The sequence below is a fragment of the Azoarcus sp. KH32C genome (assembly GCF_000349945.1).
Classification (GTDB): domain Bacteria; phylum Pseudomonadota; class Gammaproteobacteria; order Burkholderiales; family Rhodocyclaceae; genus Aromatoleum.
Map to the genome: position 1 here is coordinate 1,528,966 of NC_020516.1, position 21,966 is coordinate 1,550,931.

Here is a 21,966-nt window from a genome sequence, read left to right on the forward strand (position 1 = left end):
GGAATTGGTCGCAGGTGGCGAGTCCCTCTTGCGGAGGCTGGATGCGGCACTGACGGAGTGGGAGCGGGCGTGTTCCAGCGTAGGTGTGAGTCCTGCGGACCAGAAAGCATCGAAAGACAGGCGAAATGCCTTGGACCAGATGTTACGAGCGGACCGGTTCGCGGAGTTCGGGAAGGCCGCCCTGGCGGAGATTGACTTCTTAGACGCTGATGCAGGTCACCGCCGAGAGAGGGCCGCTCAAGCTCGGGCACAGGAACGTGCTCGCCTGCACACCGGCAAGGAGCTAGCAAGGGTGTTGCTGCGGCAGATTGCACCAGATGCACCGGAGAGGGGCGAATTGCAGCGGGCAGCCGCAGGAGAGCTTGGCCTGAAGGACCTGGACGCGGTGCTCGCGCGGGCGCGGCAGACCTTGTTTCAGCCTGCCACACCTCAACTTAGCGCCGACCAACAAGCCCTTGCTGCTCGCCTGGCAGGTGGGGAGAAGACTGAAGACTTTGAGGTTTGGCGCGGGAAGCAGGCAGTCTCGTCACGGGGGCTGGAAGCACTCATGGGGCACATCTCGGAGTTGGAGCTGCTCGGCCAAGCAGGGCGTGCTTCTGAGTTACAGCAGGAGGTATTAGCGGCGGCTGCCATTCCTGAAGACGCTGTTCGCGAGATGCGATTTGATTCGCTTGTCAATTCGCTCAAGAGGGCTAAGGAGGACGCTGTTGCGCTCGAAAAGCTGCGGCGAAGAGCAGCCTTTCTCGGAACCGAACTTGCTCGCCACCGAGAGGGCACGGAGGTGCAACAGACGCTCCAAGCAGCTGCACGTGGTGGTATATCCGAACTCCAGGCAGCAGTCACCGCGGGCGAGCAGAGATTGGCTGAGTTGAAGGCAACGCAAGTTGCTGATGCTCGCCGTAGAGCAGTGCTCGATGGTCTTCAGCAGCTGGGCTATCAGGTGCATGAGGAGCTGTCGACGGCGACCAGCGCGGGAGGCCAACTGGTCGTACGCAATCCCGCCAGTACTGGCTACGGAGTCGCGATTACTGCCGGCGCTGGGATGGAACGATTGCAGATGAGGACGGTGGCCTTCGATGCCAACCGAGATTCATCGGGCGACATCCCCGCCGAGCAACGATGGTGCGACGACTTCGGAGCACTTAAGGGGGCGCTCAAGGCGCAAGGCTCTGAAGTCATAGTGGAGAGGGCCGAGGGAGTAGGGGCATTCCCGCTAAAGCTTCTTTCGACCTCGACAGAGATTGAATCGCCCCGCGGGACAATCGCTCCCCGTCAAGCGCTCAAGAAATAACGACCAGTTTTTCGAGTGGGTCGCGCCCTGCGAACTGCGCCCGCACGAGTGCGAAGTACATCGGTTGAATAAGACTGTAGCCGCTTATTGCCCAAACACGAAAGGGAAACCAGACGTGAATCAGGACGCGCCAGTTTCAGAAAAGGCTGGACTGCACCGCGCTCGCCCGGGTGTTGGGGACACCCAATCTAACGAGAAAAGAATCCCGGCTGGCAAGCGTAGCGTCCAACTCCCCTTTTCGTGCAAGCGCCACAAACAGGGCGGCCGAAGCCGCTTGACAGTTCAAAGAGCGCTCCGGATTGAATTCAATATCCGTGAAACCATCAAACGCCAGGAGTTCTTCAGCGAGCGTCGGCGACTGCTTCAGAGCAGACAGGTACACCCAGTCGTAGAAGGCCGTGACCGGTAACAACGGCCATTTCTCGCCATTCAAGTCAAACGCCAGCAGGTTTCCGCTACTGCCGAGTCGGGGGTCTTGCTTGGCCTCTCTTGCAGTTTTGCCGAGGAGGTCGCGAAAGGGGCCTCCGCGCTCAAAGCATTTTCCCGCCTGAAAAACATTCTCTACGGAAACTTGCTTTCCATCAGGCAGCCGATAGCGGAGGTTGAACGCACTGAGCCGAACACCGAGTGGGTTCTCGGATTTTGAGGAAATCTCAAGAACCTGCTTGAATCCTTTTTGGGAGGCGGATTCGTGCAGGCACCGAATCGATTTTTGCTTCTGCGTTACCGCCAAGCCCGCGTGCCACTGGAACTCGAGGTCGAGCCGCTCAACCAGGCCAGAGCCTTTGGATGAAGGGACGAATAAAGGCCTAACAGCCATCTGTGAAATCCTTCGAGGACTATTCAGTCCGGATTAGCTGAATTTGTGCGCCGTTAAGCGCGTTGAAAATACCAGTACAGAAATCCAGGGAGAGAAAGTGCTTGACCAATACTTCCGAGTTTATCGTCTTCTTCTCTTGTCGCACGCGCTCTTGGTCGTCCCATTCCGAGGCATATCGCTTAGGGTACGACATCGGTGGCCCATCCGGGGAGCGACATCCACTGAAGGATTTCAACAGGTCCCAATCCAAGCCGAGGGCGTCAGGACGGCTGGCCACATACGAGTAATCCGACGCAGCATTCCCGTGGCAGTAGGACACGTCGCCCAGTGACAGTACGGCAGTAGAAAACCGAAGCCAAACCAGGCGAGCATGGCGATGGACTCTTTGAAAGAAGAACGAATTGGGGACAAAACTGAGCCTGACCGAATCTTGACGGCCGAGACTCTTATCTCGTCGCTGGGATTCGTCATCTGATTGCAGCCACACCGTGCGACCCTCCAAGGCTTCCAGCGCCAGGTAGCTCAAGAGACCGCCCGCCTCGCAAATAGGCTGCAGATTTCGGAAATCGGTAAAGTGCCACAGATGCGTAATTCCCCTCTCCTGAAGATAGGCAGCAGCTGCTTGCCCTTGCGACCACGCCGGCTCAACGCCCGTCTCTCCTTTTGCAATTCGCTGTGCCCACTCTTTCAGCCACTCAATCCGAGGGGGTAGTGCTCGCCGGTAATGCTCCAACTGCGCAGTTTCAAGCTTTTCCATGTACTCCAGTGCTGATGCATGGGGTGATACGCTGACTGCTTGACTCACGAGAGACCCGACACGGGTTTCCAAGTCTCGACGACGCTCGAAGGCCAACCTCTCTTCGGCTTCTGCCGCAATGCGAGCTGCTTCGCGCTGACGCGCTCGCTCGGCCTGTATCGCCTCTTCCTCCGCTGCCCGCTCCGCCTTGAGTCGTTCGGCTTCCCGTTGCCAGGTTACGAACTCTCCCGCCAGACGCACAGGCAGTCCGACCACCGAAATCATCCCACTCTTGAAGGCACCGAGGTTGAATTTGCTCGTCTTCTTAGAGCGAGAGAAATGGATGCTGAGAAGAGGCGGCAGGCCTCGGCGCGGCGCAATCTCTTCGACAACTCCCAGGCCAAACGTCTGATGCTCCACGGCCATGGACTGACAAAGAGGTATTAGGTCACCCTTCTCCTCTGAAAACAGCGCGAATTCGGGCCCAGCTATCGCAAGCGGTTCGGTTTTCATTTTTGTTCTTCCGACTATTCGGATGGAAACGGGGGCCAGTACCGCACTTGTAAGCAAGCGACATCATTGTCATGCACCGGTCAAGACGTTTTCCACATGTCCGGTCGGCAATGTGGCCGAACTACAAGTCAAGTTACGTGGTACATCACCGTGAGTCTTTCGCCGCCGAAGTCCCCTTCTTCGGATTTACCGCGGAAGTTCAATCTTATAGAAGTATGTCTCGACCATCAGACGGGCGCGGTCAGACTGAACGGCGTCGGGAACGACGCTTCTCAACTGCACATAGTGCCGGCACTGCAGCACATCGCTTTTTTGAAAGATACCCCGAACGCGTTCTCGGAATGCCGAGTATGAGTGTGGGCTTTTAGCAATGACTTCCTCGATGCCTGGCAATGCCCGGGCATCAGCGTCTCGGGCCGGGGGCCACGCGGGGGTGACGGCCACCGCATCTGGCCTGACCTCAACGGTGAAGAGGAACTGGACCTTGCCGGTAGTTTCGTCAGCCCAACATGGAGGGTAGTCACGGCCGCCACGAGCTTCCAATTTTGCTTTCAGAAAGGCCACCTGGCCGCGCAGGTCGGCGTTTTCTTTCGAACGATTAGCCTTCAGCCCCTCAACCAGCGTCTTCGCTAACATGGCTTCCTGTCCCCTCTCGAGCGGCTTGGCGAGCTGCGCCATGAGTTCCTGCTCAAGTCGTTGCTGCAATTCAAGGGCAGCTATCGCTTTGGTGGCAAGTTCCTCGTCAGCAAGCCTCTGAGGTGTTGCAGCAGCCTTATCAGCCCTATCAGCGGTCACGGACTTCTCGGCTTTCGAAGATTTCTGGGACTTCACCGGATTCTCGGATTTTTCGGTTTTTTTGGATTTCACTGGCTCGGAGGAAGCCATATCCGGCGTCATGCCGGAAATCTTCTCTTCAAGGCGCGCCCGAAGCTCCAATGCGGAAATCAGCGCTTCCTCCGTTGCACTGCCGGGAATGGCTTCGCCTGCTTGGCTGAGAATCTTCTTGATTTCGGCCAACGCAGTCAGTTGCGCGTTTAGGTCCTGGATTTGTACTTCAAGGGCGGAGGCCTTGGCAGCTGCCTTCGAGTCGTCGAGCAGTCGCTGGATGACCTCGTTCGCATCCACCCCCGCGTCCGAAAGCTGCTTACGCAGCGCGCTGCTGACAGACTCGAAGGCCTCCTGAGCATGAGGGAGGGTTTCCACCTGTTCCAGTCGCGCCAGGGCCTCCTGGCGTTTGGTGTCCGCATCGAAGTACATCCATCCAAGCAGAATCAGCAGGATAAACACTAGCGTGAACGCTATTTCGGTAAGAGAAAGCTGAAAGACAGAGTCATTGCGCTGGTGCATGGGCACGGTCTGCTTCAGGCGGGAAGACGTTCCGCGGTGGACTTGAAGTCGGGCACCTCGGGTGTGACGTACGACCCGAAGTCATCGACGACACCAAGCTTGGCCGCGTTGCCGATATGCACCTTCACCTCAACGTGGCTCAACCGCTGAGTGAGTTCCCCAGTCGCCCGCTCGAATGCGGCGATGTTCTTACCCACCGATACCCATTCGGCTTGGGCCGCCGTCAAGGCGTGGCGGACCTGCGGAAATTCCGTGGCGACGGCTGCCAGGCGCTCAAGCATTCCCTGGATTGCTGCGTTAATCGATTCAGCGCTCGTCGTTTGTACACTCAGTCCTGCGAGGACCTGTTGGATGCCCGCTTGCTGCTCGCTGACACCTCTGTTGGTTTGCGCTATCGCTTGGCCGATGGTCGCGAGCTCCTTGGCAGAGGCGGACAAGCCTACCGTCTGACTCCGGCTTTCGTCCACGTGTCGCTCCAACACCTGCGTTTGCGTAACCACTGCTTCTGACACCCTGCCGATATCCCGTTGTGCGGCCCTCAGGGTGTCCGAGACGATGCCTAGGGTATCAACCTGCGTCTGTGCGCCGGTGACGATGCGTTCCTGCGTATTGCAGAGTTCGGTGACGCGCGACAAGGCGTCGTCAATTTCGCCGGCGCGTGACCGCAACTCCGCGAGGGCTGTGCGGATGCCGGTCACCGACGAGGCGACGTCACTCGAAACCCCCGTGATGTGACGCGCCATCTCTTCAGTGCTTCCGCCCAGTTTGGCCAAGGGACCTTCCAACCGCTTCGCGAAATAGTCGTCGGGGAAGGTGGTTTCCTGCAGGCGCTTCGTGACTGCGGCCGCGAAGTCGGTGACCTTGGCCTCGATGCTCTGGAGGTTGGTACGCATTGCGGCCGAATATCCGTCCACCGAATCTGAGAGCCGGTTGCTGGCAGTCTTCACCTCATTCAGCGCGCTAGCGAACGCCTCCTTGTTCTCCTGAGCCAGGTCCTCGAAGAAATCGGTAAGTTTCTCCCCGTAGGATTCCGTCAGCTTCTCAACCCCCACCGAGACATTCGCAATCGTCGTCTTGGTAGCCTCGTCTACGCGCGAGTCGAACTCGCGCATCTTCTCCAAGGCGATGGTTAATTGCTCACGGAGCCTATTCGTAGCGTCGATAACCCCTTCCTCGGCGGCGGCCACGGCGTCGTTCAAGTCCTGCTTGAAGCTGACGAGATACACCCGGACAGCAAGGCCAACGACGGTACTTACCATCGCGACACCGAACCGTACGGCAATCTCTGACATCTTCGCGCCAATCTGTGGGAGGTCAAAGAGGCTGAAGATGATGGACGTGATGGTGAAGATGAAACCGATGTAGTAGCAAGAATCAGCAAATTTTTCGTCCGAGACGTCCTTATCGCTCCTTCTTGCTCCCAAGCCAATATACAGCGCCATGACTGTGAGGGGCAGTGCAAGACCCAAAACCCATGGGTCCGAGAGGTACCATCCAAGGCCGGAAAAGCCAACCTTTAGAATTACAGCGAAAACAAAGAGTTTTTGGACCTTAATCGGCATGAAATTCAGCCCTCAAGTGGGCGAACGGAGACAATTCGCGCGCCTGCATTTGAAAAATACTCCTCCCAGAATTTCAAGTGCCGTCTGGTCTGCAGGTTTGGTGTGTTCAGTAGATAGTGGAGTTCAACCTCGACTCCGGCTAGGTCAGTGTTCATCTTTCGACCGTACGGAGATTCCAAGAAGTGCTTGTAATCGTAATCGCCCTTGTACATCGAGAAGCTCGCCGTGTTGTGCAGCATGTCAGAAACCAGGACAAGGGTATGCGGCCCCCCTGCGGAACGGGCGCGGAAGCCGTTAATGGACGCTAGCTGAATCATCTCGAGCACCGGCGAGAATTTCGCCGGCTGTTGGCTCTGCAACTCGTTGGCGAGTGCGAGCATGGGGCCGCGGAACTGCTGTTCGAACTGCCGCTTGAGTCGATTGACGTTTGCGGTGAGTTCACTCTTGCCGCGTCCGTCGCCTGGGTTACAGAGTTCAATGAGCGGTATTGCACTTGCAGTGTAATCCTCGCCCAACACGAATACGGAAAGGAGTTCGCCCGGTGCGACCTTCTGGGTAATGATTTCTTCCAGTAGGGCTTGGAATGCCTGCTTCTGAGTGAAGTTCAGGGGGTCTGTCTTGTCGACAAGAAGGACAACGTGACCAATAGGGCCGGATTTCGGGCAGAGAGTCGTCTTATCGACCTCCGAGGAGCGCGTGAATTGGAGATAGATGGCCGCGGCGGCTATCAGGGCGACCACCAGGAGCAGAACGGTGCCCCAGACGAAGTACATCCGCTCCCGTCGCGCCTGAATTCGACTCTTCCTCATGCGGCAGCCTCGGCCACGTGCTGTAGGGAGCCATCGTGGAGGTGCGTTCCGAGCGGTCTGAGCTTGTCAAACTCACGGTTGAAGGCGGCTTGAATCGACGCCCGAATGCTCTCGAGCCTCGAAGCGAGTTCATCGGCGGCATGTTGCTGAGTCTCTAGCGCACGCCTGTTTGCGGCAACGTCGAAATCCGGGATGGGTAGCCGTTTCAAATCGGGAAGCGAAGCGAATGTCCTCGGCGGAGGAAGTCCATTCCGGTGAATCTGGTTCTCTTGACGGAAAAGCGCCAATAACGAGCGCATGCAGTGTTCTGCGTCATGTAAGGCGGTCATGAGCCGCGCCTTGGAGCCATCCTTCGTTTGAATGAGGCTCTCCTGCTGGCTCAATAGGCGTTGTACCTGAGAGGTATCGTCGTTGAGTTGGTTGAGCGAGGACTTCTTGAGCTCATTCAGTTCGTCGCGCAATTCGTCCAACTCGTCGTCAAGCTCAAGTTTTGCTTCGAGGTAGTGTTTGGTCTTCGAGGCGTAAAACGGGTACGTGTCACTTAGAAAGAGGCCGTCAAAGAGGGCAATAACCGCGAAGAGGACGCTCACTCCGAGGAGAATGAAGGACATGAAATCACGCAATCCGAATGGTGAGGATTTTAGGGTGGTGATTGCGAGCTGGGCTGAGCTCTCCGCGTCGACACTGAGAGCTTCGCGATAATGCGAGATTCCGAGCCCGATTGTTAGCATCAATGCAATCGCCGTGACACATGCAACTACCCCTAACAGCTTGAGTGCTGGGTGAGTGTGAGTCACAAAGGGGATGGTGTAACGCCCCTGTAATGCGGCGGCAATCACGTTTAGAGATGCTAGCGTTGTCGCAGTGAGAAAGCCGCCGATAAGGCCGGTGGAAACACCTTGTGCAAAGAAGAACGCGTTTGCAAATCCTTCGAGAATAATCAGGGCAGCAAACACGGCGAAACGCCAAAATCGTCCTCCCCCCGTCGGATAACGAGCGCCCCGAGTCAGCTGATTCCTCTCCTTGAATTCGCCAAGCTCTCTGTCGCGCTGCTCGGAGGCCCGTGCGAGCGTGCGAATGTGTGGTTCGCGTTCATCCAGTAACGCACTGGCCTTGCGCGAGAATTCTTGGTCGGCCTGGAGCGCTCGATTAACAACAGGTAGGGCGTCGAGACGAGAGAGGTCCTCATTGAGAACCTGGATTCGCGTATTGGCCCAGTCGATATAGTCGAGGCGGGCCCGCTCGATTCGATGGATGACTTGTGCTTCGGGGGCCGACAGCTGGGTATCGCCTGGAGCAGGCAAGCCGGCTGTGCCGAGACGCGCGGCCTCCTGCCGGATGTCCAGTTCTTCCGCGATGGCAAGGTCGCTCAAAGAATACAGGTCCGGGTGTTTACTCTTTGGCCGTCGTTCAGTTGATGAAGTCAGCCAGTTCCAAATTCGAGACAGGACGTTTGGCTGCTTTTTCATGTTTCTAAGGTAATTTGAGCGCAAAGGTAAACGTCTAAGCCTTCGCGGAAAACTACATCCGCGATATTGAGATGTTGTTCGATAAGGCTGCCCACTATCAATGCCTCCTGAAGTCCCATGGGGCCACTGGGGTAGAGTCGTGCCATAAACCGCGCCTTGCCACACGCGCTTCAGTTTCAGCGTCAGAGTATTCGGCGCGGTCTCTAGAAGGTTGCTCGCCTTCGTAGCGCTTGTAGTGCCATGCGAGTCCAGCTCGGATTTGAGCAAGGTTAGCGTCCCGGTCGGCCACCAGCACCTTCCCAAGTTCCCGACCGTAACGGTCGACTTTGTGATACTCGATGGCAACGTACCGGCCGAAGACGAGTTCAGCAAGGTGCTGACGGGAGACATTCCCGAATGGCTGTCGTTTCTCTGGTGCGTCGATTCCCGAGAGGCGAACCTTATGCTGAACGTTCGCGGTATCGCGTACCGTCAGTGTGTCGCCGTCGGCGATAGCTACAACTCGGCCAGAGTAGATGCCGGCCGGCGCCAAGTCTGTCAGGCACATTAGCGTAGCTGTAAGTAAGGCACGATACACGCGCATCGAGGTCTGCATATTGATACGGCAAGTAATGTGATGCGGGGTTGTTATTCTAGTGGAGAACTGTGTATGCACATGTGGCAAACGACCTAGATTGGCGAAGTGCGCTATACAACCGGAGCGCCACAGGCAAGGCGCGCGGAGCTCATTGGTTACCGTGGGGCCACGAGGGACTCGTATCGCAAGGACTCTGCGAGTCGTCAAACGAGCTCACGTGTCGTCGTCTCCGCCGTCGGCCCGAGCCAGGAGAAGCGTGTTCAGCAGGTTCAGCTCACTGGAAGCCATGAAATATCGGTCATCAAAGACCTGGTCCAGCTTGATGGGATTGGCGTGCCCGACTGACGCGGCCCACGGGAATGACTGGTAGCGTGCAATGGGGGGTATGGCCGCCATGGTCGAGGATAGTGAGCGGTGCAGTCCGCCCAGCCAAACCTCCGGGTCCTCGACAAAGAACGGCTGGCCATCGCTCGTATCTTCGTTGTGTATGAACTGGGCGTAGCCGACAGGTAGCGCGACCCACGTATTCGGCGAGCGTAGGTCCTTAAGCGTGTTGAACTCCTTGGCAGCACTTTGGCTGTCTCGGATGAGCAGTTTTCGGAGATTCATTGCTGGATTGCGCAGTGCCGAGGGAAAATCCCGCTCTTCGTCGATGGCTCTGAGCTGACCGAGCAGTTGGGCTGAGAGGCGTTGCTCCTGGGTCTGATGGCCCTCGAACACGAAGACCTCCTGCTTCGCGAAAGCGCCCCAGTTTTCAAGTATCACGGGCCCCGTAAAATACACATGGTCCGGAATGCAAGGCCCTTCTGAATCGATGAGGAGGGGGCTGACTGGCGTCGTCGCCCTGGTCCTGATGTTCTCCATATCAGCGGCCTTGACACACGTCCGACCGTCCTTGTCCTTTTCGGCGCGAGCCTGAAGGCGTGCCCGGGAAAAGAGTTCGATGACATTTTGGGCTGCCGCCTTGACCAAGGCAATCTGTTCGCTGTTGCGGCATCGGCGGTGAAATACCTCGGCCTCGCTCACAAATTTTGTGACGTTCTGGGACATTACGCTGACCAACTCCTCGACGCCGACAGCACCGACTGGGACCAGCGCGAGGGGATGAGGGAGTCCGGCGTCGCCCGTGATACGTGTCCAAATGGTTGAACGCAGCATGACCAACAGGGTCATCAGGTCCGTCGATTGGCGAAGCCACTGGCGCTCGTCCAGTGCGCCTTCCTGGACCACGAAATCTTCCACCAGCATCACCAGATGGCGCGGCACGGTGTCGCCTGAGACTTTGTTTCCGTGTTCGTCCTGGTACCCGCCGCGCCCACGGTAGACGAGCTGGGCGATTTCCATCAGTGCGGCCTCGATGTTGAATCGAGGCACGGCCGCGATAATCCAGTCCGTACGCGGGAACGACACGCCCCGAGCGCCTGAAGAGGTCATGAGGAAGACCCGAATGCTATCGCGTCGCTCAGGCTCAATGAGCTTCTTGCGCTTCCAGCCCGGCACGGATGAGTCCAGTACGGCCACCTTGTCGGCATTGAGCCCCAAGTCCTTCTGGACGGACAGTTCTTTTTCAAGGTCGCTCAGGAAGAGCTTATCCTGCGCAAAGTAGATGACCTGCGCCGCTCCAGCCTGCAGCGCTCCGCGAATTTCGGCGACCGCCGTTTGCTGAGCGAGTCCTTCCGCCTCACGGAGAATGGCTTCACGCGGCGACTCCATCTGGCCAGGCCGCTTCTTGCTCTCCTCGAGACGGACGTTGGTGAGCTTGATGCGGTATCGGATATGGAGCTCGCGGGCAGGGAAGCTGTTGGTCATGACGTGGAACGTCCGTCGCTTGCCGCGCCCGATTTTCAAGTCGCCGACGGCCAGCCGGAAGGGACGATTGCCCTCGGCACGAGAAACGAGCACCTTGTCCGGCGTCCGGTGGCCAGCATCAAGGTAGCGAGCGAAGACGACCTCGTTGCAGAGTGACGCATCCGACACGATTAGCGTGACGGTGAAAGGGTTTGACTCATCCTCAAAGGGCTCGATGAACTCCTTGGTTAGCCACTGAGCAACAGCATCGACAAACGGTGCGCCTGCGCCATCCCCCGTGAGTTCGTCCACCATGACAACGATGTTTGGCATCTGTCGGGCGAAGGTTCGCCGCTCGGCGCGGCCCGCATCGAAGTCAGCCTTGTTTTCGAAGAGTTTGGACAGTGCGTCTATCGTCGTCTTGCCGCCCTCGCGTTCCCTGAAACCTTGTAGTGCCGCGGTCAGGACGACGCGGTTCACCTCTGGGTTGAGATGAAGCAGCTCCCGCGTCATATGCGCCAGTCCGGCCAGCACACCCGTCCGGCGGGTATCGACGACCTGGTCCTCGAACTCGGAGAGCATTGCCTTTGAAATTGTGGAGCCGGCAAGTGAGCTGTCAATCTGTGTCTCGTCGTCGGGAGTCAGTACGAGGATGCTGCCGGACTCCGGTTTCCTCAAGTTCGCTACGCCGTCGGCGACAACCGCGCCATCAATTGTGCGCGGCTTCGCGAGGCCTTCCTCAACGCGCTTCTCATGGAAGCGTCGGGCCGATGCATTGAGCTGTGCGTTTGATGTAAGGGTCAGGATGCCGCTCTGCCTGCCTTCCTCGTCGCGGGCGAGTCCCTCGGAAACGTCACGGTTGATGATGACGCGGGGACTCACATAGAGAAACAGGTAGCCGTCCGACTTCTCCGCTAGGTGGGTTCGCACCGCGGTCGTCTTGCCGATGCCAGGATTGCCTTCAAGGGCCAGCACGTTAACTTGCCCTGCGACAGAGCGTCGCATGCCGGCCACAATCGCCGCCGCGTGCAGGTCCCGAAGCGAGATGCCGTCCTCGTTGGCACGGGAAGTGATGTCCGGGCGCAATGCCTCATGCGGGTTCCCACCGAAGAACTCGGTGAGCGCCTCATTCTCGTCGACCATGGCCAAGGCCCCGTCGATTGAGAACCGGTCCGTCGGGTTGGCGAACGCGGGGAGGGTTTCGTCGAACTCGAAGGTGTAGTCGCTGCCAGGTTCCGGCTGTCGGGTGAGTTCTTTTGCGCGGCGCTGCAGCTCCAGCGGGAGCTTTCGTCTCATGCTGTTGAAGACGGCTTTGACTTTGCGCGTGAGCTCCGCTTCGTCGCCGTCTGCGAGCTTCTTGGATGCGCGGTAGGCATTGCCCAATTGCACCATCAGGTCAGCTCGTGGCTCGGTGGCCGACTCGGTCGTGAAATGAGCGGCCAGGCTCTCTAAGCCATTGGGCGTGAGGGCGAGCGCGCGGGCGATGACAGCTTTATCCTGCAGCCCGCATCCTCGCATCAGTCTGACGAAGGATTCCGCGTATGCGCTCGCTTGGCAGATTTTGTAGAAGGGCTTGTTGTCGCTCGTGAAGGCCTGCAGATGGTTCTGGATGTCGTCCGACAGTTCGAAGGACTCTCCATCGACCTCGGCCGCCACGCGTGCGAAGACGCCGCGGGAGTCGACAAGACGGCGGTGGCGGACCATTTCTTCCAGGTGGGCCTGCTGGTCGCGGAAATCCAATAGCTCCGGCGGCATGTCCCACGAGTATTCCTGGACGAGCACGTGGTCCACCTTCGCGCTGCCCGAAAGCCACAGGAGGAAATCTGCGTTGGCCGGCAAGCCCTTGCCCGAGAAGCTACTTGCCGCCGAGGTGCTGATGTGGAACACCGACTGAAAGTCGGCCAGCGTCGCCTCCTGCGCTTCCGGGGACCCCGTATCCTCGCCTGGCAAGGTCATAGGGCACCACAGGCCCGCCACTTTCAGCTTTCCGCGCGCGAGGTCCCGTTCATGCCGCCGCAGGTATTCGCGGATGGCCGTGTAGCCCAGCCCAAACGCGGTGAGCGCCATGTGGTCAAATGCCGCCTTTACGATGGAGCGCTCGCGTTCGTCGATAATGTCCAGCGCGCGCACAAGGTTGCCCGACACCTTCATGAGTTGGGTTTGCGTCCAGCGCTTCAGGTGGGGGTCATCAAGGGAGATGAGTCGCTGTTCCGCGAGGTGGGTGAGGACACCGCGCTTGACCAGAATCTCATAGGTCTTCCCCCACAGCTCAGCCTGCTTCTGGAAACTCAACTCGCTCATGCGGTCTCCTTATGGAGAACCTTGGTGATGTGAGCGAGGAGCGCTGGGAGCGACAGCAGGACGTTCCCTGCTCTCCGACTGCGCATGATGTCGACTTCGCCGGCTCCGGCAGAGGTATTAGGAGCGACCCAGGCGAACGGGTCGAGAACGGGGAGCAGCTTTGCTTTGTCGGACGGTTTCTCGCTTTCCATGAAGTGGAGGGCGCGCAGAACTGAGATTAGGGACTGCCGAATGCCTTGGTCGCCGCCGACGCCGAGAATGTTCTGCCGAACTTGCTCGCGCCGCTCGATGTCGCTGAGCCGCTGCTCGACGTCGAAGAAGTAGGTGCAGAAGCCAGATTGGGGGTGCTGCTCCTCGCCAACTACCGATAGCGTCGCGAAGGTGTAGACGGGCATCAGGCTACGGAGGACATCGTTGGCCATCTCGTCGTACATGGCTTGGTGGTCAGCGAAGTTGACCACTTCGAATCCGCTTTCTGACCCTTGGCGCGTGCGCAGGCGCGTCGCCGGAAAAACATCCCGCCGCAGGGGATACAGCTGGACATCCGGAAAGCGCCGCGCTGCCTCGTCGAGGAACTCCAAGGTGCCATGGGGGGAATGGCGCTCAGCCGCTCTACCGATATGCCGGTTCCCGAAGTGGTGCGAAAGGAGCATCACATGGCGGTATCCGGCGGCGCGCAGCCGTGAAATTTCCTCGAGGATGACCGCCGGGCTCCGAAAGTCCTTCCGGCTTTCGACGAGGCGGGACGTCATGTTGTCGAGTTTAAGCGTGCCGGCCCGATTGTCGGAACGAGCCGTGTAGGTGCGGCTCACGTAAAGATAGCCATCTGCGTCCGGGTGTTCGGGATGCAGGTCGCACGGGCGTGTGACGTAGGTGACGAGCGCCACCCGCTCGAGCGAGCCGGCCATGGGAAACGTAAGGGGCTGACCGCCGAGGAGAGCGGCGAGCGTTCCGCGTAGCTTCCATTGGTTCCGACCGCCGGTGCTGGTCATGCCTTGAAGCTTCACCGGAAGCTCTCGCGATAGCGCTCGTTCCAGTGCTTGGCTTGCTGCATAGACAGCTGTATTTCCATCCCCCGCATCCGTCTCCTGGTCGGTTTGCCGTCCGCCGTTTTGCAGCCGGACCATCGTCATGGTCAGCGGTGTTTCGACGGTCGCTCGCACGCGTCGCGCGACTTCCCATAGCAGGACATAGGTCAGGACCGTGAAGGCCGCCACTATCGCCGAACGCTTCTGTTCCTCGCTCTCCTTCTGCTTGTTTCTGTTGAGCGACAAGGCGTCCAAGCTGTAATGGATTTCAACTCCACACTCCGTAGAGAACAGGCCAGTGTCCGGAATCGCACTAACTACGCCGCCTTCCTTGTTTCGCACGAAAGGCATGAAGCGCACTGGCAGCACTGCTTCCTTTGTATCCCGTGCCATTGGCAGGACACGGCCGTTTCCGGTCGCGGCCAGGGCTCGTTCTCGCAGCTCCACTGCGACCTCGTAGGAAGCCAGGCTGCTTGGTACGGTAGTGGCGGTGCTGACGACGAGTTGGCTGAACCATGCAATCGAGTCTTCGCCGCGCTCGGACTTGACCAAGATATCCGTGGTAGGTGACGACAAGGATTCGACTACTTCCCAGTTCACTACGCCCTTGAGCAATGAGATAGTGAAACGGTCTGCCTGCCGTGAGGCCGCCTGAAGTACGTTCCTAGAGTGGCTCTTCAGGACGCGAATTAACTCGCCAGCGAGGTCATCCATAACGTCCGCCCGTGCTTCCAACTCGTAATGCATGCGCCGTAGGGTGCCAACCGGGTCCGCCTTCAGTCGCTGTGCCAGTTCGGTCGCCTCAGTTTCCAGGTCGCCCTTAGCTCCTTGTTCGAGGGACATCGGCACGACGAGCCATAGGAAGACGAGTTCGGCGGCGGAGCGCTTTACGAACATCGTATCGCTGGGTGCGACGAGCATCCTGTCCCAAAAACGCTGGAGTCGGGCGCGGAACGCTGAGGTCCCCTCCCGTGGATTAACGCCGTTTACGCGGAACCGATACGAGACCTCCCGTACTGTCTTGAAGCCGCGTACGGGCTCTGTCCGGTTCTCAAAAAGCTGCGAAGACCATTCCGGCCATACTGGAAGCGTCGCATAGAAGCCGACCTTTTCCACATGTTCGCCGAACTGGCTGTTGTTCTGCTGGCCAAATACAGCACTGACGTCCAGCGGAAGGGCCGTGCCGACCCCACTGGCGAAGGTTTCATAACAGCCGACAGCCCTTGCAACGTATTCCCGAAAACCTGCCTTATCACTCTGGCTTGCTATAGCCTCCATCAGGCGCATCGTCACTTGCAGACGGACCCTCGACAGGGCCTCGTCGTCGAGGAAATCGAGAAGGCGTCTGATTTGGCTGCCCGGCCGGTCCTTTTGCGTCCGGATGGTCTCGACAATGTCCTCAGTTTCGTCCGGGTCAATCCCGTCCTTGCGCAGGCGCGTGCCGATGCCTTTCAGCAAAGTGTCCAGCCAGTCGCTGCCGTCAACGGTTTCGATGGCAGTGAATACCCGCGCCAAATCCTTAAGGCGCTCATTACTGCGACGGTCCGGAGGCACAAAGGAGACCGGTACCATGGTCGCTGTGTCCGGGAGCTCAGGGGCAGAAAGCGAAAGCGTTTCCGCCATTGCCGAGAGTGCGGCCTCGAGCGAGGGAACCGTCAATCCGGGATAAAGGGTTTCACGGGCTCCGTTATCGAGCGCTGACCGAATCTCATCGTGCAGCTTCTCGATGGCCTTCGTCAGCGTGGGTTCAGAGCCGGGAAACACCCGGCCACCTACGCGCGCGGTCGTGTTGCGAGGCGGAAGCGCCAGGTCCCTTACGAATCCCTTGTCCTCCCCGTACGCGAATGCGCTGATGAAGTCGGGTTGGCGATGTAGCTCGGCCAGGGCGCTTCGGGTATCCACTACCAACCGATTGCCGTCCGTCTTGATGAATGGCCGCGTGGCATTACTCTGCGCAGCGGGTACAGCGTCGGCGAGTAGCTTGATTAGCGTGGCGAGATTGATGGATGGGGTGCGGTCGCGCGCAGTCACGCTCGAACCGCCCCGAAGAGAGGTGTTCGTCATTTGGTCGGCTCCTTTATTGGCGGATTTGCCACTTCGCCCCATCGGACGACCTATCCGGGAGGCGGCTTATTCAATTGGGTGTGGATAGTCTAACGATGGCACCTATTCAGATGTCAACGAGATATAGTTATCCACAAGAGATAGTGCCAAAAATGGCCTTTTTGGAGCCGGTATGGATGCCGATAGGGAACTTGCTCTTCTCAAAACGTGGTCGGATGTCCAAGTCTGTGAGTATCTGGCGGCAAAGATACGACGGGTAAGGCGCTCCAGAAAGGAGTCGCAGGAGGTCTTCGCGGAACGTATTGGAGTACCGCTGCGGACATACAAGCGCTTCGAGGCGCACGGGAAGGGGACCCTGGAGACCTTCGTGCGCGCGTTGAAGGGCATAGAGCGGACGCACTACATGTTCATGCTCTTCCCGCCGACGGCCGCCCAGGGTTTATCGGGACAAGCTGTCACTGGAAGTGGCGGCCGACGGCGCGGCCGCTAGGGGGGCATCTCGCGGCCGTTCGCTCACTCGATGTCAATTGGGACGTCGATGAGGTCTTGGGCAACGCAAATGCCGTCCTTGACGGTATAAAGCCTATTGTTCGACAGCCAGTCGAATCTTGGTGGCTTCTGCTAGATACACCTGTTCCGCCTCGCGAAGCTTCTCCTGCTCATTGCGGGTAGCCATTGCGATTTGAAACGACGTCATTGAGCCCGACATCGTGGTACGAAGGTTATCCAAGTCGTCTTTAAGGGAGAAGTAATGCTGTAGGGCGGTGAACGCCCGGGCTCCGCAGGACGACATCCTTCCTTCAGGAAGTGTTGTAACGACCAAGTCCGGTACCCTCGGATGGCGGTCTGGGCTCCAACCCTCAAAGGACCGCAGGGTTCGCATGTCCTTCCGGCAGTCGCCTTTCGTGACCGTGACCCCGTCCACGGTCACGCGGCGCCAATCCCATTCAGCGCGGAAAACCCACGAAATGCCCATGTACAGCGTGATGGCCGCCGCGATGTAAAACACCGATTTAAATAGAAACGCATAGCCCTCAAGGGTTAATTTCATGGCCTCCGCCTCCGATATGACTTTGGCGCCACATCTCGGGCAGCGTTCGGCCTGTGTGCTGACGTCAGCTTGACACTCGACACAACGGATAAGCGCCATGCTCATATCCCCTTGCGGTATGCAACGCCGCTAACGTACGGCAATAGCTCGACGCCCGCCGTGACACGACGCACAGCGTCAGCGCATAACCATTGGCTCGCTGCACATGCCTCGTAGCAACTCGGCCGGCTATTTGCCGTCTGCAGTTCCAAGTGAAGTGCTCTCCCAAAAGAACCTCCTTGAGGGCGGGGCGATTAGTGCAGGTGGCGCAGTAAGCGCAGACCGCGTCCGGTCAGACTTCTCGACCTGTTCGAAGAATGCCTTGGACTCTTGAAGCTCCCGAGTCAGATGCCGCTCGTTGATGTCGTCGGCGACCTCATTGAAGTTTCGACGCCAAAGAGCGACCGCATCCTTCAGCTCCGGCCGTTGGGCATTGAGGTGTCGAACCACGTCGGGTTCGGTCAGAAGTTCGGCCAGTTGTCCGGGCTTGAGGTTTGACTGGACTTCCTTGAATTCGCGGGTGAGCCAGCCTCTGGCTGTGAGCTGCGCCTTGCATGCGCCCCGCGCACTACTCGCCCACTGCAAGACTGGCCGCAGTGCCTGGTTGAAGTTCCGCAGCAGCTCGGCGACCCGGGCTTTTCGGACAGCTTGGGCAACTACTGTCGCCATCTCCTTGGCATCGGCATTCGGAATGCCGTCCAATGAAATAGGGCCCCGTCCCGGCAGAGAAAGGGCCAGCGTGGCCCAGAACATGCCTGAGGACACGCGCAATCGCTCGAGTTCAGCGACATTGCCTTGCAGAGCCGTGCTGCCTACGCGAAGGTGATAGCTATCCGTGGATAGCCTGAGCGACCAGTCGACTGTGCGAGTAAAGAGCTTTCCCGGGGCGGAGGGCCCCCATTGCCTGGGCTGCGTGGTCATCCTTTTGTTGTTGCCAGAATTCGAGTCCGTCTTCGACCGCGCTGGCGTGGGCATGCGCCGCAGCCGCGAATCGGTCCAACGCTTGATTCGGACGTCCCCGTTTAGCGGCGCTGGCTAACCTACCTGCAAGTGCTGCTCGGAACGTCGCCGATGTTCAGTCGTCGCGAGTTCTCAGCCGGCAATCACCAAATGTACAAAGGGCATGGACGAGACGCCCGTCCGTGCAGCGAGCCTCGTAGAAGTTCGTGTCGTTCTGTTGCTTGAACCGGACGGGTAGTTTCGTCGGTTGGCAGCCGCTGCTCGCGAGAGCGCCCCGCGCGCGTTCTGCTTCCTGCTGCTCCGGTCCCGCTGAGCTAGTGCCTGTGCTCACAGGTATGGTCCGAGCATCCTGACTTTGGCGCGATGGTGCAAGGTCTGCGTTCTGGGCAGCAGTTGGGGAGGACACTGCAGGTCGTCCAGTCGCGATAGTTTCAACGCCCGTCCCGGTTCCCGTGCATTGATACTCCTTTGTTACCGTCCATTGAGCACATCCGCTGAATCCGCCGAACTGAGTGCACTGCCGTGTGGCGCGGCCGAATGCTTCCGCTCCGGTGTAGCCCCAGGACTTGCAGCGTTGAGTGGCGAGCCTCACCGCCTGAGCTTCATCGACTCGGACGGTCTCCAACTCACGCGCATCGTACGCCAGCCGTACTACTCCGTCCGAACGGCTGCCCCCGCTCGCGCTCCAGTCCCTCGTAACGGCGCAACCGGAAAGAAGCGCTCCTAGAGCAAGGGCAAGCAGCATTCTCATTACACATCCTTATCGACGACAGTAAAGATGCGTAGATTGTAGGTCTATGAGAATGATAGGTCGATAACTTCAGAGCATGATGGGAGCGCTTTGAGCCTGTTAAGCGGAGGCCGCCTCCACGCTCACGATGAGTTGGCAACCGTTGGCAATGAGACGAGCAATTGCACGAGATATCTGGCAGGGCTTCCGGAGCGCGCAAGATGTCGACGCACGTAGACCTCATATTTGCTCGCCGATAGTGACCGCCGAATCTGCTGCTCGACGGTCATCCCTTAACTCGCACGCCACCCTTCCTCGCCGAGCTACTCCTTCTGGCGCAGCCAATCCAGCAAATCGCCGGCTTGCTTCTCGGTGCCGTACGTCAGGTGCAGCAACAGCCGAACGGGGCCAGGAATGCTGCGTCCGGATTCGTACCGCGAGCCTCCTGACTGCGTCACGGATAACTTATTCCAAAATTCCGTTTGATTCAGTCCGAGCTTCTTGCGCAACTCGCTGACATCATCACCGCTTTTGAAGCGCAGTGCTGGCTGCTTACGCGGCTTTGCCGTCATGGGATTTGAGGTCATAGGGTGTTTTCTGGGGTGCTAGCGCGGCGTCGATGCATTACTCGGTCGTGGCGGCGGCCTCAGTCTCACCTGCGTCCTGAGATACAGCTGCTACGACTTTCGGAGCGGACTTGGAGGCATCCGCCTTGCGCTGGAGCTTCTTCTCAAATTTCTGCGCAGAAATCATAAGTGCATCTAGGGCGCCGCCATTGGACAGCCATGTTTCAACCCATTGCGGTCTGCGGCCACGCCCGGACCATGCTAGGTCCTGTTTCGAGGGATGCCGGTACTTCACCGGTACTGGAGCCTTCGGGACGGCGGGTGCTTTCGACACCGCTTTAACAGGTTTCACCTGGGCGGTGGCACCGAGCACTTCATCAAGAGTCATGCCGTGCGCTCTCGCCAACTTCTGCAGCTTCTTTAGAACGGATGCCTTGCCCGCTAACTCCTGTTTCGCGATTTCCTTTTCGATGCGGACGCGAAGTTGCTTCAATTGAGGAAGGCTGTAGCCGCTGAGATTTTCGGTCATGTCTGATTTGGAGGAGTTGGGTAGGAAAGTTTGGTAACAACGACATACGATGATGCCATGCATCGCGCTCAGCAGTCTGGTAGTTTTTGTTGCAACAAATCGGTCGTTGCGGCGGATTTGGGGGCAGCTGCGATTGTAAGGCGCCGAAGTGGAGGCGAATAGCCCTAGATGCGTGCGAGACGCTGGAAATATGTCGTGCAGGACCAAGAGGTGGGGATGCGCCCCGTGAGTTGGTGATAGTCTCCCCGGCTTTCCAGAGCAACATTCGCGAGGGACTGAAGAACTCTGCGAGTTCGGGCGATGCTCAATGAACACTCCGCTTCGCCCAACCGTGCAGAATTGAAGCTTCTGACGGAGGCCCGGCGAGTAGTCTGTGTGCTCGGCACTCGTCCGGATGTGTGCGGCATCAAATCAATGAGGATGCAGGAACGTCACCTGAAGGTAGGCCGGCGGAGGGTGTCACCGGCAAAAGCCGGCCACTAGCGGGTGCTGGGCCGTTCCGAAACTGGAGAAAGTCTAGGTCAGGTTATCCGTTAACAGAAGACCTTGGAACATGGCACTCCATAGCCAGGCGGCGGGAGGGCTATATTGGAAGACAAAATTTCGGGGGAAACCCAGTATGGCCGCGGCCCGCTAGTTGGCACACGACAATTATGCAGAATAATCTCAGACAAAGATATTCACGCAAATGACAATCATATAATCAGCGCAGACTTGTTGCCACCGGCTCGACCATGCAGCATATGGCTGAATTAACCAAAGACCAAATATTACTTGTTTTGGTACAACTTAAGTCTCGTCTCTTGCTATGCAATACACATTCCTGTAAAATTATTGCGCAGACTGCGTAATCTTTTAGCTACAGTAAGTCACTGTGGTGTTGATGTTTCGTCCACTTCTCGATATGTGACTTACACCCTCTGAGACACCTTGCTTCCAGCAAGGTGTTTGGTCGCTACGCGACAGCGGCTTCGCCGATGTAGGGGAAGAGATGCCAAAGCACGTAAAGGATTATTGCAGCCTGCACTTTCCTCTCACATAGGCACGCTATGCTTTACACCGTTTCGCGTATCCCGAAAGGGCGTGGGAAATTTAGAGAAATCTACATTCCTTCCTCGGAATATAGACTCGAGTTACGCAGCATGCTTCCTGTACTCGACGAGATATTGTCGCGATTAGATATTTACAAATTCAATTACGCCTTTCAGAAGAATAGGAACTGTGCACTCAATGCATTGCAGCACATCGGGTATAAATGCACTCTATCGATGGATTTAGAGGGTTTTTTTGATAGCATTACCCCGGCTCACCTCTCCGGCCTAGTTCCGGATAACATAATTGAGCGCTGCTTCATAAATGGCCACCCAAGGCAAGGGCTTCCAACCAGTCCGGCAATTTCTAACATAGCGTTTCTTGAGTGCGACAAGCAGATAATCTTGGCGCTGCAAAAACTTAGCATAAAGATTGCCTACACGAGATACGCCGACGACCTGACGGTAAGCTTTGACGACAAGAAAGACAGCGGGAAAATAAAATGTATTCTACAGCAGGCAGCAGAGCGATGCGGTTTCAAGATAAACCACCAGAAAACAAAACTTCAAGAAAGCACGAATGGGCGGGTAGTTATTACAGGAATTGCGGTCGATAGAAATGGCCTGCACGCAACAAGACGCACAAAAAAGAATTTGCGCGCAGCTATTCACCAACAAAACAAAGCTTCAGTAAATGGTCTAACCGAGTGGTCAAGATGCAAGCTGCCTAATGATTATTTTGTGTAGATTCATTT

16 protein-coding genes are annotated in these 21,966 nt (G+C 57.8%); 2 read left to right on the top strand and 14 right to left on the bottom strand.

Annotated features, from left to right (window positions below):
- Window positions 1-130 precede the first annotated feature (130 nt).
- Complete coding sequence (locus AZKH_RS06795; RefSeq protein ID WP_156822055.1) at window positions 131-1,291, top strand: hypothetical protein; 1,161 nt, start codon at window positions 131-133, stop codon at window positions 1,289-1,291.
- Between the two features lie 136 nt (window positions 1,292-1,427).
- Here AZKH_RS06795 and AZKH_RS06800 read toward each other — a convergent pair whose 3' ends face one another.
- The 14 genes from AZKH_RS06800 to AZKH_RS06870 all read right to left on the bottom strand — a co-directional run bounded on the left by AZKH_RS06800 (window position 1,428) and on the right by AZKH_RS06870 (window position 20,180).
- Entirely contained in the window at window positions 1,428-2,111 is a 684-nt protein-coding gene (locus tag AZKH_RS06800) for a hypothetical protein (RefSeq protein WP_041655989.1), read from the bottom strand.
- Between the two features lie 19 nt (window positions 2,112-2,130).
- A complete protein-coding gene (locus AZKH_RS06805) occupies window positions 2,131-3,360 on the bottom strand; it encodes a DarT ssDNA thymidine ADP-ribosyltransferase family protein (RefSeq protein WP_015435013.1) in 1,230 nt (409 codons plus the stop codon).
- Window positions 3,361-3,546: 186 nt separating this feature from the next.
- A complete protein-coding gene (locus tag AZKH_RS06810; protein WP_015435014.1) occupies window positions 3,547-4,707 on the bottom strand; it encodes a hypothetical protein in 1,161 nt (386 codons plus the stop codon).
- Window positions 4,708-4,721: 14 nt separating this feature from the next.
- Entirely contained in the window at window positions 4,722-6,269 is a 1,548-nt protein-coding gene (locus tag AZKH_RS06815; RefSeq protein WP_015435015.1) for a methyl-accepting chemotaxis protein, read from the bottom strand.
- A 5-nt stretch (window positions 6,270-6,274) separates the two neighbouring features.
- Window positions 6,275-7,078: a hypothetical protein gene (locus AZKH_RS06820; RefSeq protein WP_015435016.1), complete on the bottom strand. Its 804-nt coding sequence runs from the start codon at window positions 7,076-7,078 to the stop codon at window positions 6,275-6,277.
- The gene (locus AZKH_RS06825; RefSeq protein ID WP_070099050.1) at window positions 7,075-8,547 is read right to left on the bottom strand and encodes a hypothetical protein; all 1,473 of its coding nucleotides are present in this window, start codon (window positions 8,545-8,547) and stop codon (window positions 7,075-7,077) included. Before AZKH_RS06825 ends, AZKH_RS06820 begins: the two co-directional genes overlap by 4 nt.
- Window positions 8,548-8,644: 97 nt before the next feature.
- Complete coding sequence (locus AZKH_RS26725) at window positions 8,645-9,142, bottom strand: thermonuclease family protein (protein WP_369795094.1); 498 nt, start codon at window positions 9,140-9,142, stop codon at window positions 8,645-8,647.
- 195 nt (window positions 9,143-9,337) lie between these two features.
- On the bottom strand, window positions 9,338-13,213 hold the full coding sequence (locus AZKH_RS06835; RefSeq protein WP_015435019.1) for a hypothetical protein: 3,876 nt from the start codon (window positions 13,211-13,213) through the stop codon (window positions 9,338-9,340).
- Window positions 13,210-16,305 carry a hypothetical protein gene (locus AZKH_RS06840; RefSeq protein ID WP_015435020.1) on the bottom strand — a complete coding sequence of 1,032 codons (3,096 nt, stop codon included), beginning with the start codon at window positions 16,303-16,305 and terminating at the stop codon, window positions 13,210-13,212. Before AZKH_RS06840 ends, AZKH_RS06835 begins: the two co-directional genes overlap by 4 nt.
- Before the next feature lie 583 nt (window positions 16,306-16,888).
- On the bottom strand, window positions 16,889-17,356 hold the full coding sequence (locus AZKH_RS06850; RefSeq protein ID WP_156822056.1) for a hypothetical protein: 468 nt from the start codon (window positions 17,354-17,356) through the stop codon (window positions 16,889-16,891).
- Window positions 17,357-17,584: 228 nt separating this feature from the next.
- Window positions 17,585-18,370, bottom strand: a complete 786-nt coding sequence (locus AZKH_RS06855; protein ID WP_083903022.1) for a hypothetical protein — start codon at window positions 18,368-18,370, stop codon at window positions 17,585-17,587.
- A 100-nt stretch (window positions 18,371-18,470) separates the two neighbouring features.
- Window positions 18,471-19,106, bottom strand: a complete 636-nt coding sequence (yecR, locus tag AZKH_RS27965) for a YecR family lipoprotein (RefSeq protein WP_083903024.1) — start codon at window positions 19,104-19,106, stop codon at window positions 18,471-18,473.
- A 302-nt stretch (window positions 19,107-19,408) separates the two neighbouring features.
- Window positions 19,409-19,657 (bottom strand): DNA-binding transcriptional regulator, encoded by a 249-nt coding sequence (locus AZKH_RS06865; protein WP_231874536.1) that lies wholly within the window; start codon window positions 19,655-19,657, stop codon window positions 19,409-19,411.
- 52 nt (window positions 19,658-19,709) lie between these two features.
- Window positions 19,710-20,180, bottom strand: coding sequence for an H-NS family nucleoid-associated regulatory protein (locus AZKH_RS06870; RefSeq protein ID WP_015435025.1), 471 nt, complete (start codon window positions 20,178-20,180; stop codon window positions 19,710-19,712).
- 1,049 nt (window positions 20,181-21,229) lie between these two features.
- Here AZKH_RS06870 and AZKH_RS26735 point away from each other — a divergent pair.
- Window positions 21,230-21,958 carry a reverse transcriptase family protein gene (locus AZKH_RS26735; RefSeq protein WP_083903026.1) on the top strand — a complete coding sequence of 243 codons (729 nt, stop codon included), beginning with the start codon at window positions 21,230-21,232 and terminating at the stop codon, window positions 21,956-21,958.
- Window positions 21,959-21,966 lie beyond the last annotated feature (8 nt).

Coding starts and splice junctions, on each gene's coding strand:
- AZKH_RS06800 (WP_041655989.1), bottom strand. CDS start 2,111: ATGGCTGTTAGGCCTTTATTCGTCCCTTCATCCAAAGGCTCTGGCCTG.
- AZKH_RS06805 (WP_015435013.1), bottom strand. CDS start 3,360: ATGAAAACCGAACCGCTTGCGATAGCTGGGCCCGAATTCGCGCTGTTT.
- AZKH_RS06810 (WP_015435014.1), bottom strand. CDS start 4,707: ATGCACCAGCGCAATGACTCTGTCTTTCAGCTTTCTCTTACCGAAATA.
- AZKH_RS06815 (WP_015435015.1), bottom strand. CDS start 6,269: ATGCCGATTAAGGTCCAAAAACTCTTTGTTTTCGCTGTAATTCTAAAG.
- AZKH_RS06820 (WP_015435016.1), bottom strand. CDS start 7,078: ATGAGGAAGAGTCGAATTCAGGCGCGACGGGAGCGGATGTACTTCGTC.
- AZKH_RS06825 (WP_070099050.1), bottom strand. CDS start 8,547: ATGAAAAAGCAGCCAAACGTCCTGTCTCGAATTTGGAACTGGCTGACT.
- AZKH_RS26725 (WP_369795094.1), bottom strand. CDS start 9,142: ATGCAGACCTCGATGCGCGTGTATCGTGCCTTACTTACAGCTACGCTA.
- AZKH_RS06835 (WP_015435019.1), bottom strand. CDS start 13,213: ATGAGCGAGTTGAGTTTCCAGAAGCAGGCTGAGCTGTGGGGGAAGACC.
- AZKH_RS06840 (WP_015435020.1), bottom strand. CDS start 16,305: ATGACGAACACCTCTCTTCGGGGCGGTTCGAGCGTGACTGCGCGCGAC.
- AZKH_RS06850 (WP_156822056.1), bottom strand. CDS start 17,356: ATGAAATTAACCCTTGAGGGCTATGCGTTTCTATTTAAATCGGTGTTT.
- AZKH_RS06855 (WP_083903022.1), bottom strand. CDS start 18,370: ATGCCCACGCCAGCGCGGTCGAAGACGGACTCGAATTCTGGCAACAAC.
- yecR (WP_083903024.1), bottom strand. CDS start 19,106: ATGAGAATGCTGCTTGCCCTTGCTCTAGGAGCGCTTCTTTCCGGTTGC.
- AZKH_RS06865 (WP_231874536.1), bottom strand. CDS start 19,657: ATGACGGCAAAGCCGCGTAAGCAGCCAGCACTGCGCTTCAAAAGCGGT.
- AZKH_RS06870 (WP_015435025.1), bottom strand. CDS start 20,180: ATGACCGAAAATCTCAGCGGCTACAGCCTTCCTCAATTGAAGCAACTT.
- AZKH_RS26735 (WP_083903026.1), top strand. CDS start 21,230: ATGCTTTACACCGTTTCGCGTATCCCGAAAGGGCGTGGGAAATTTAGA.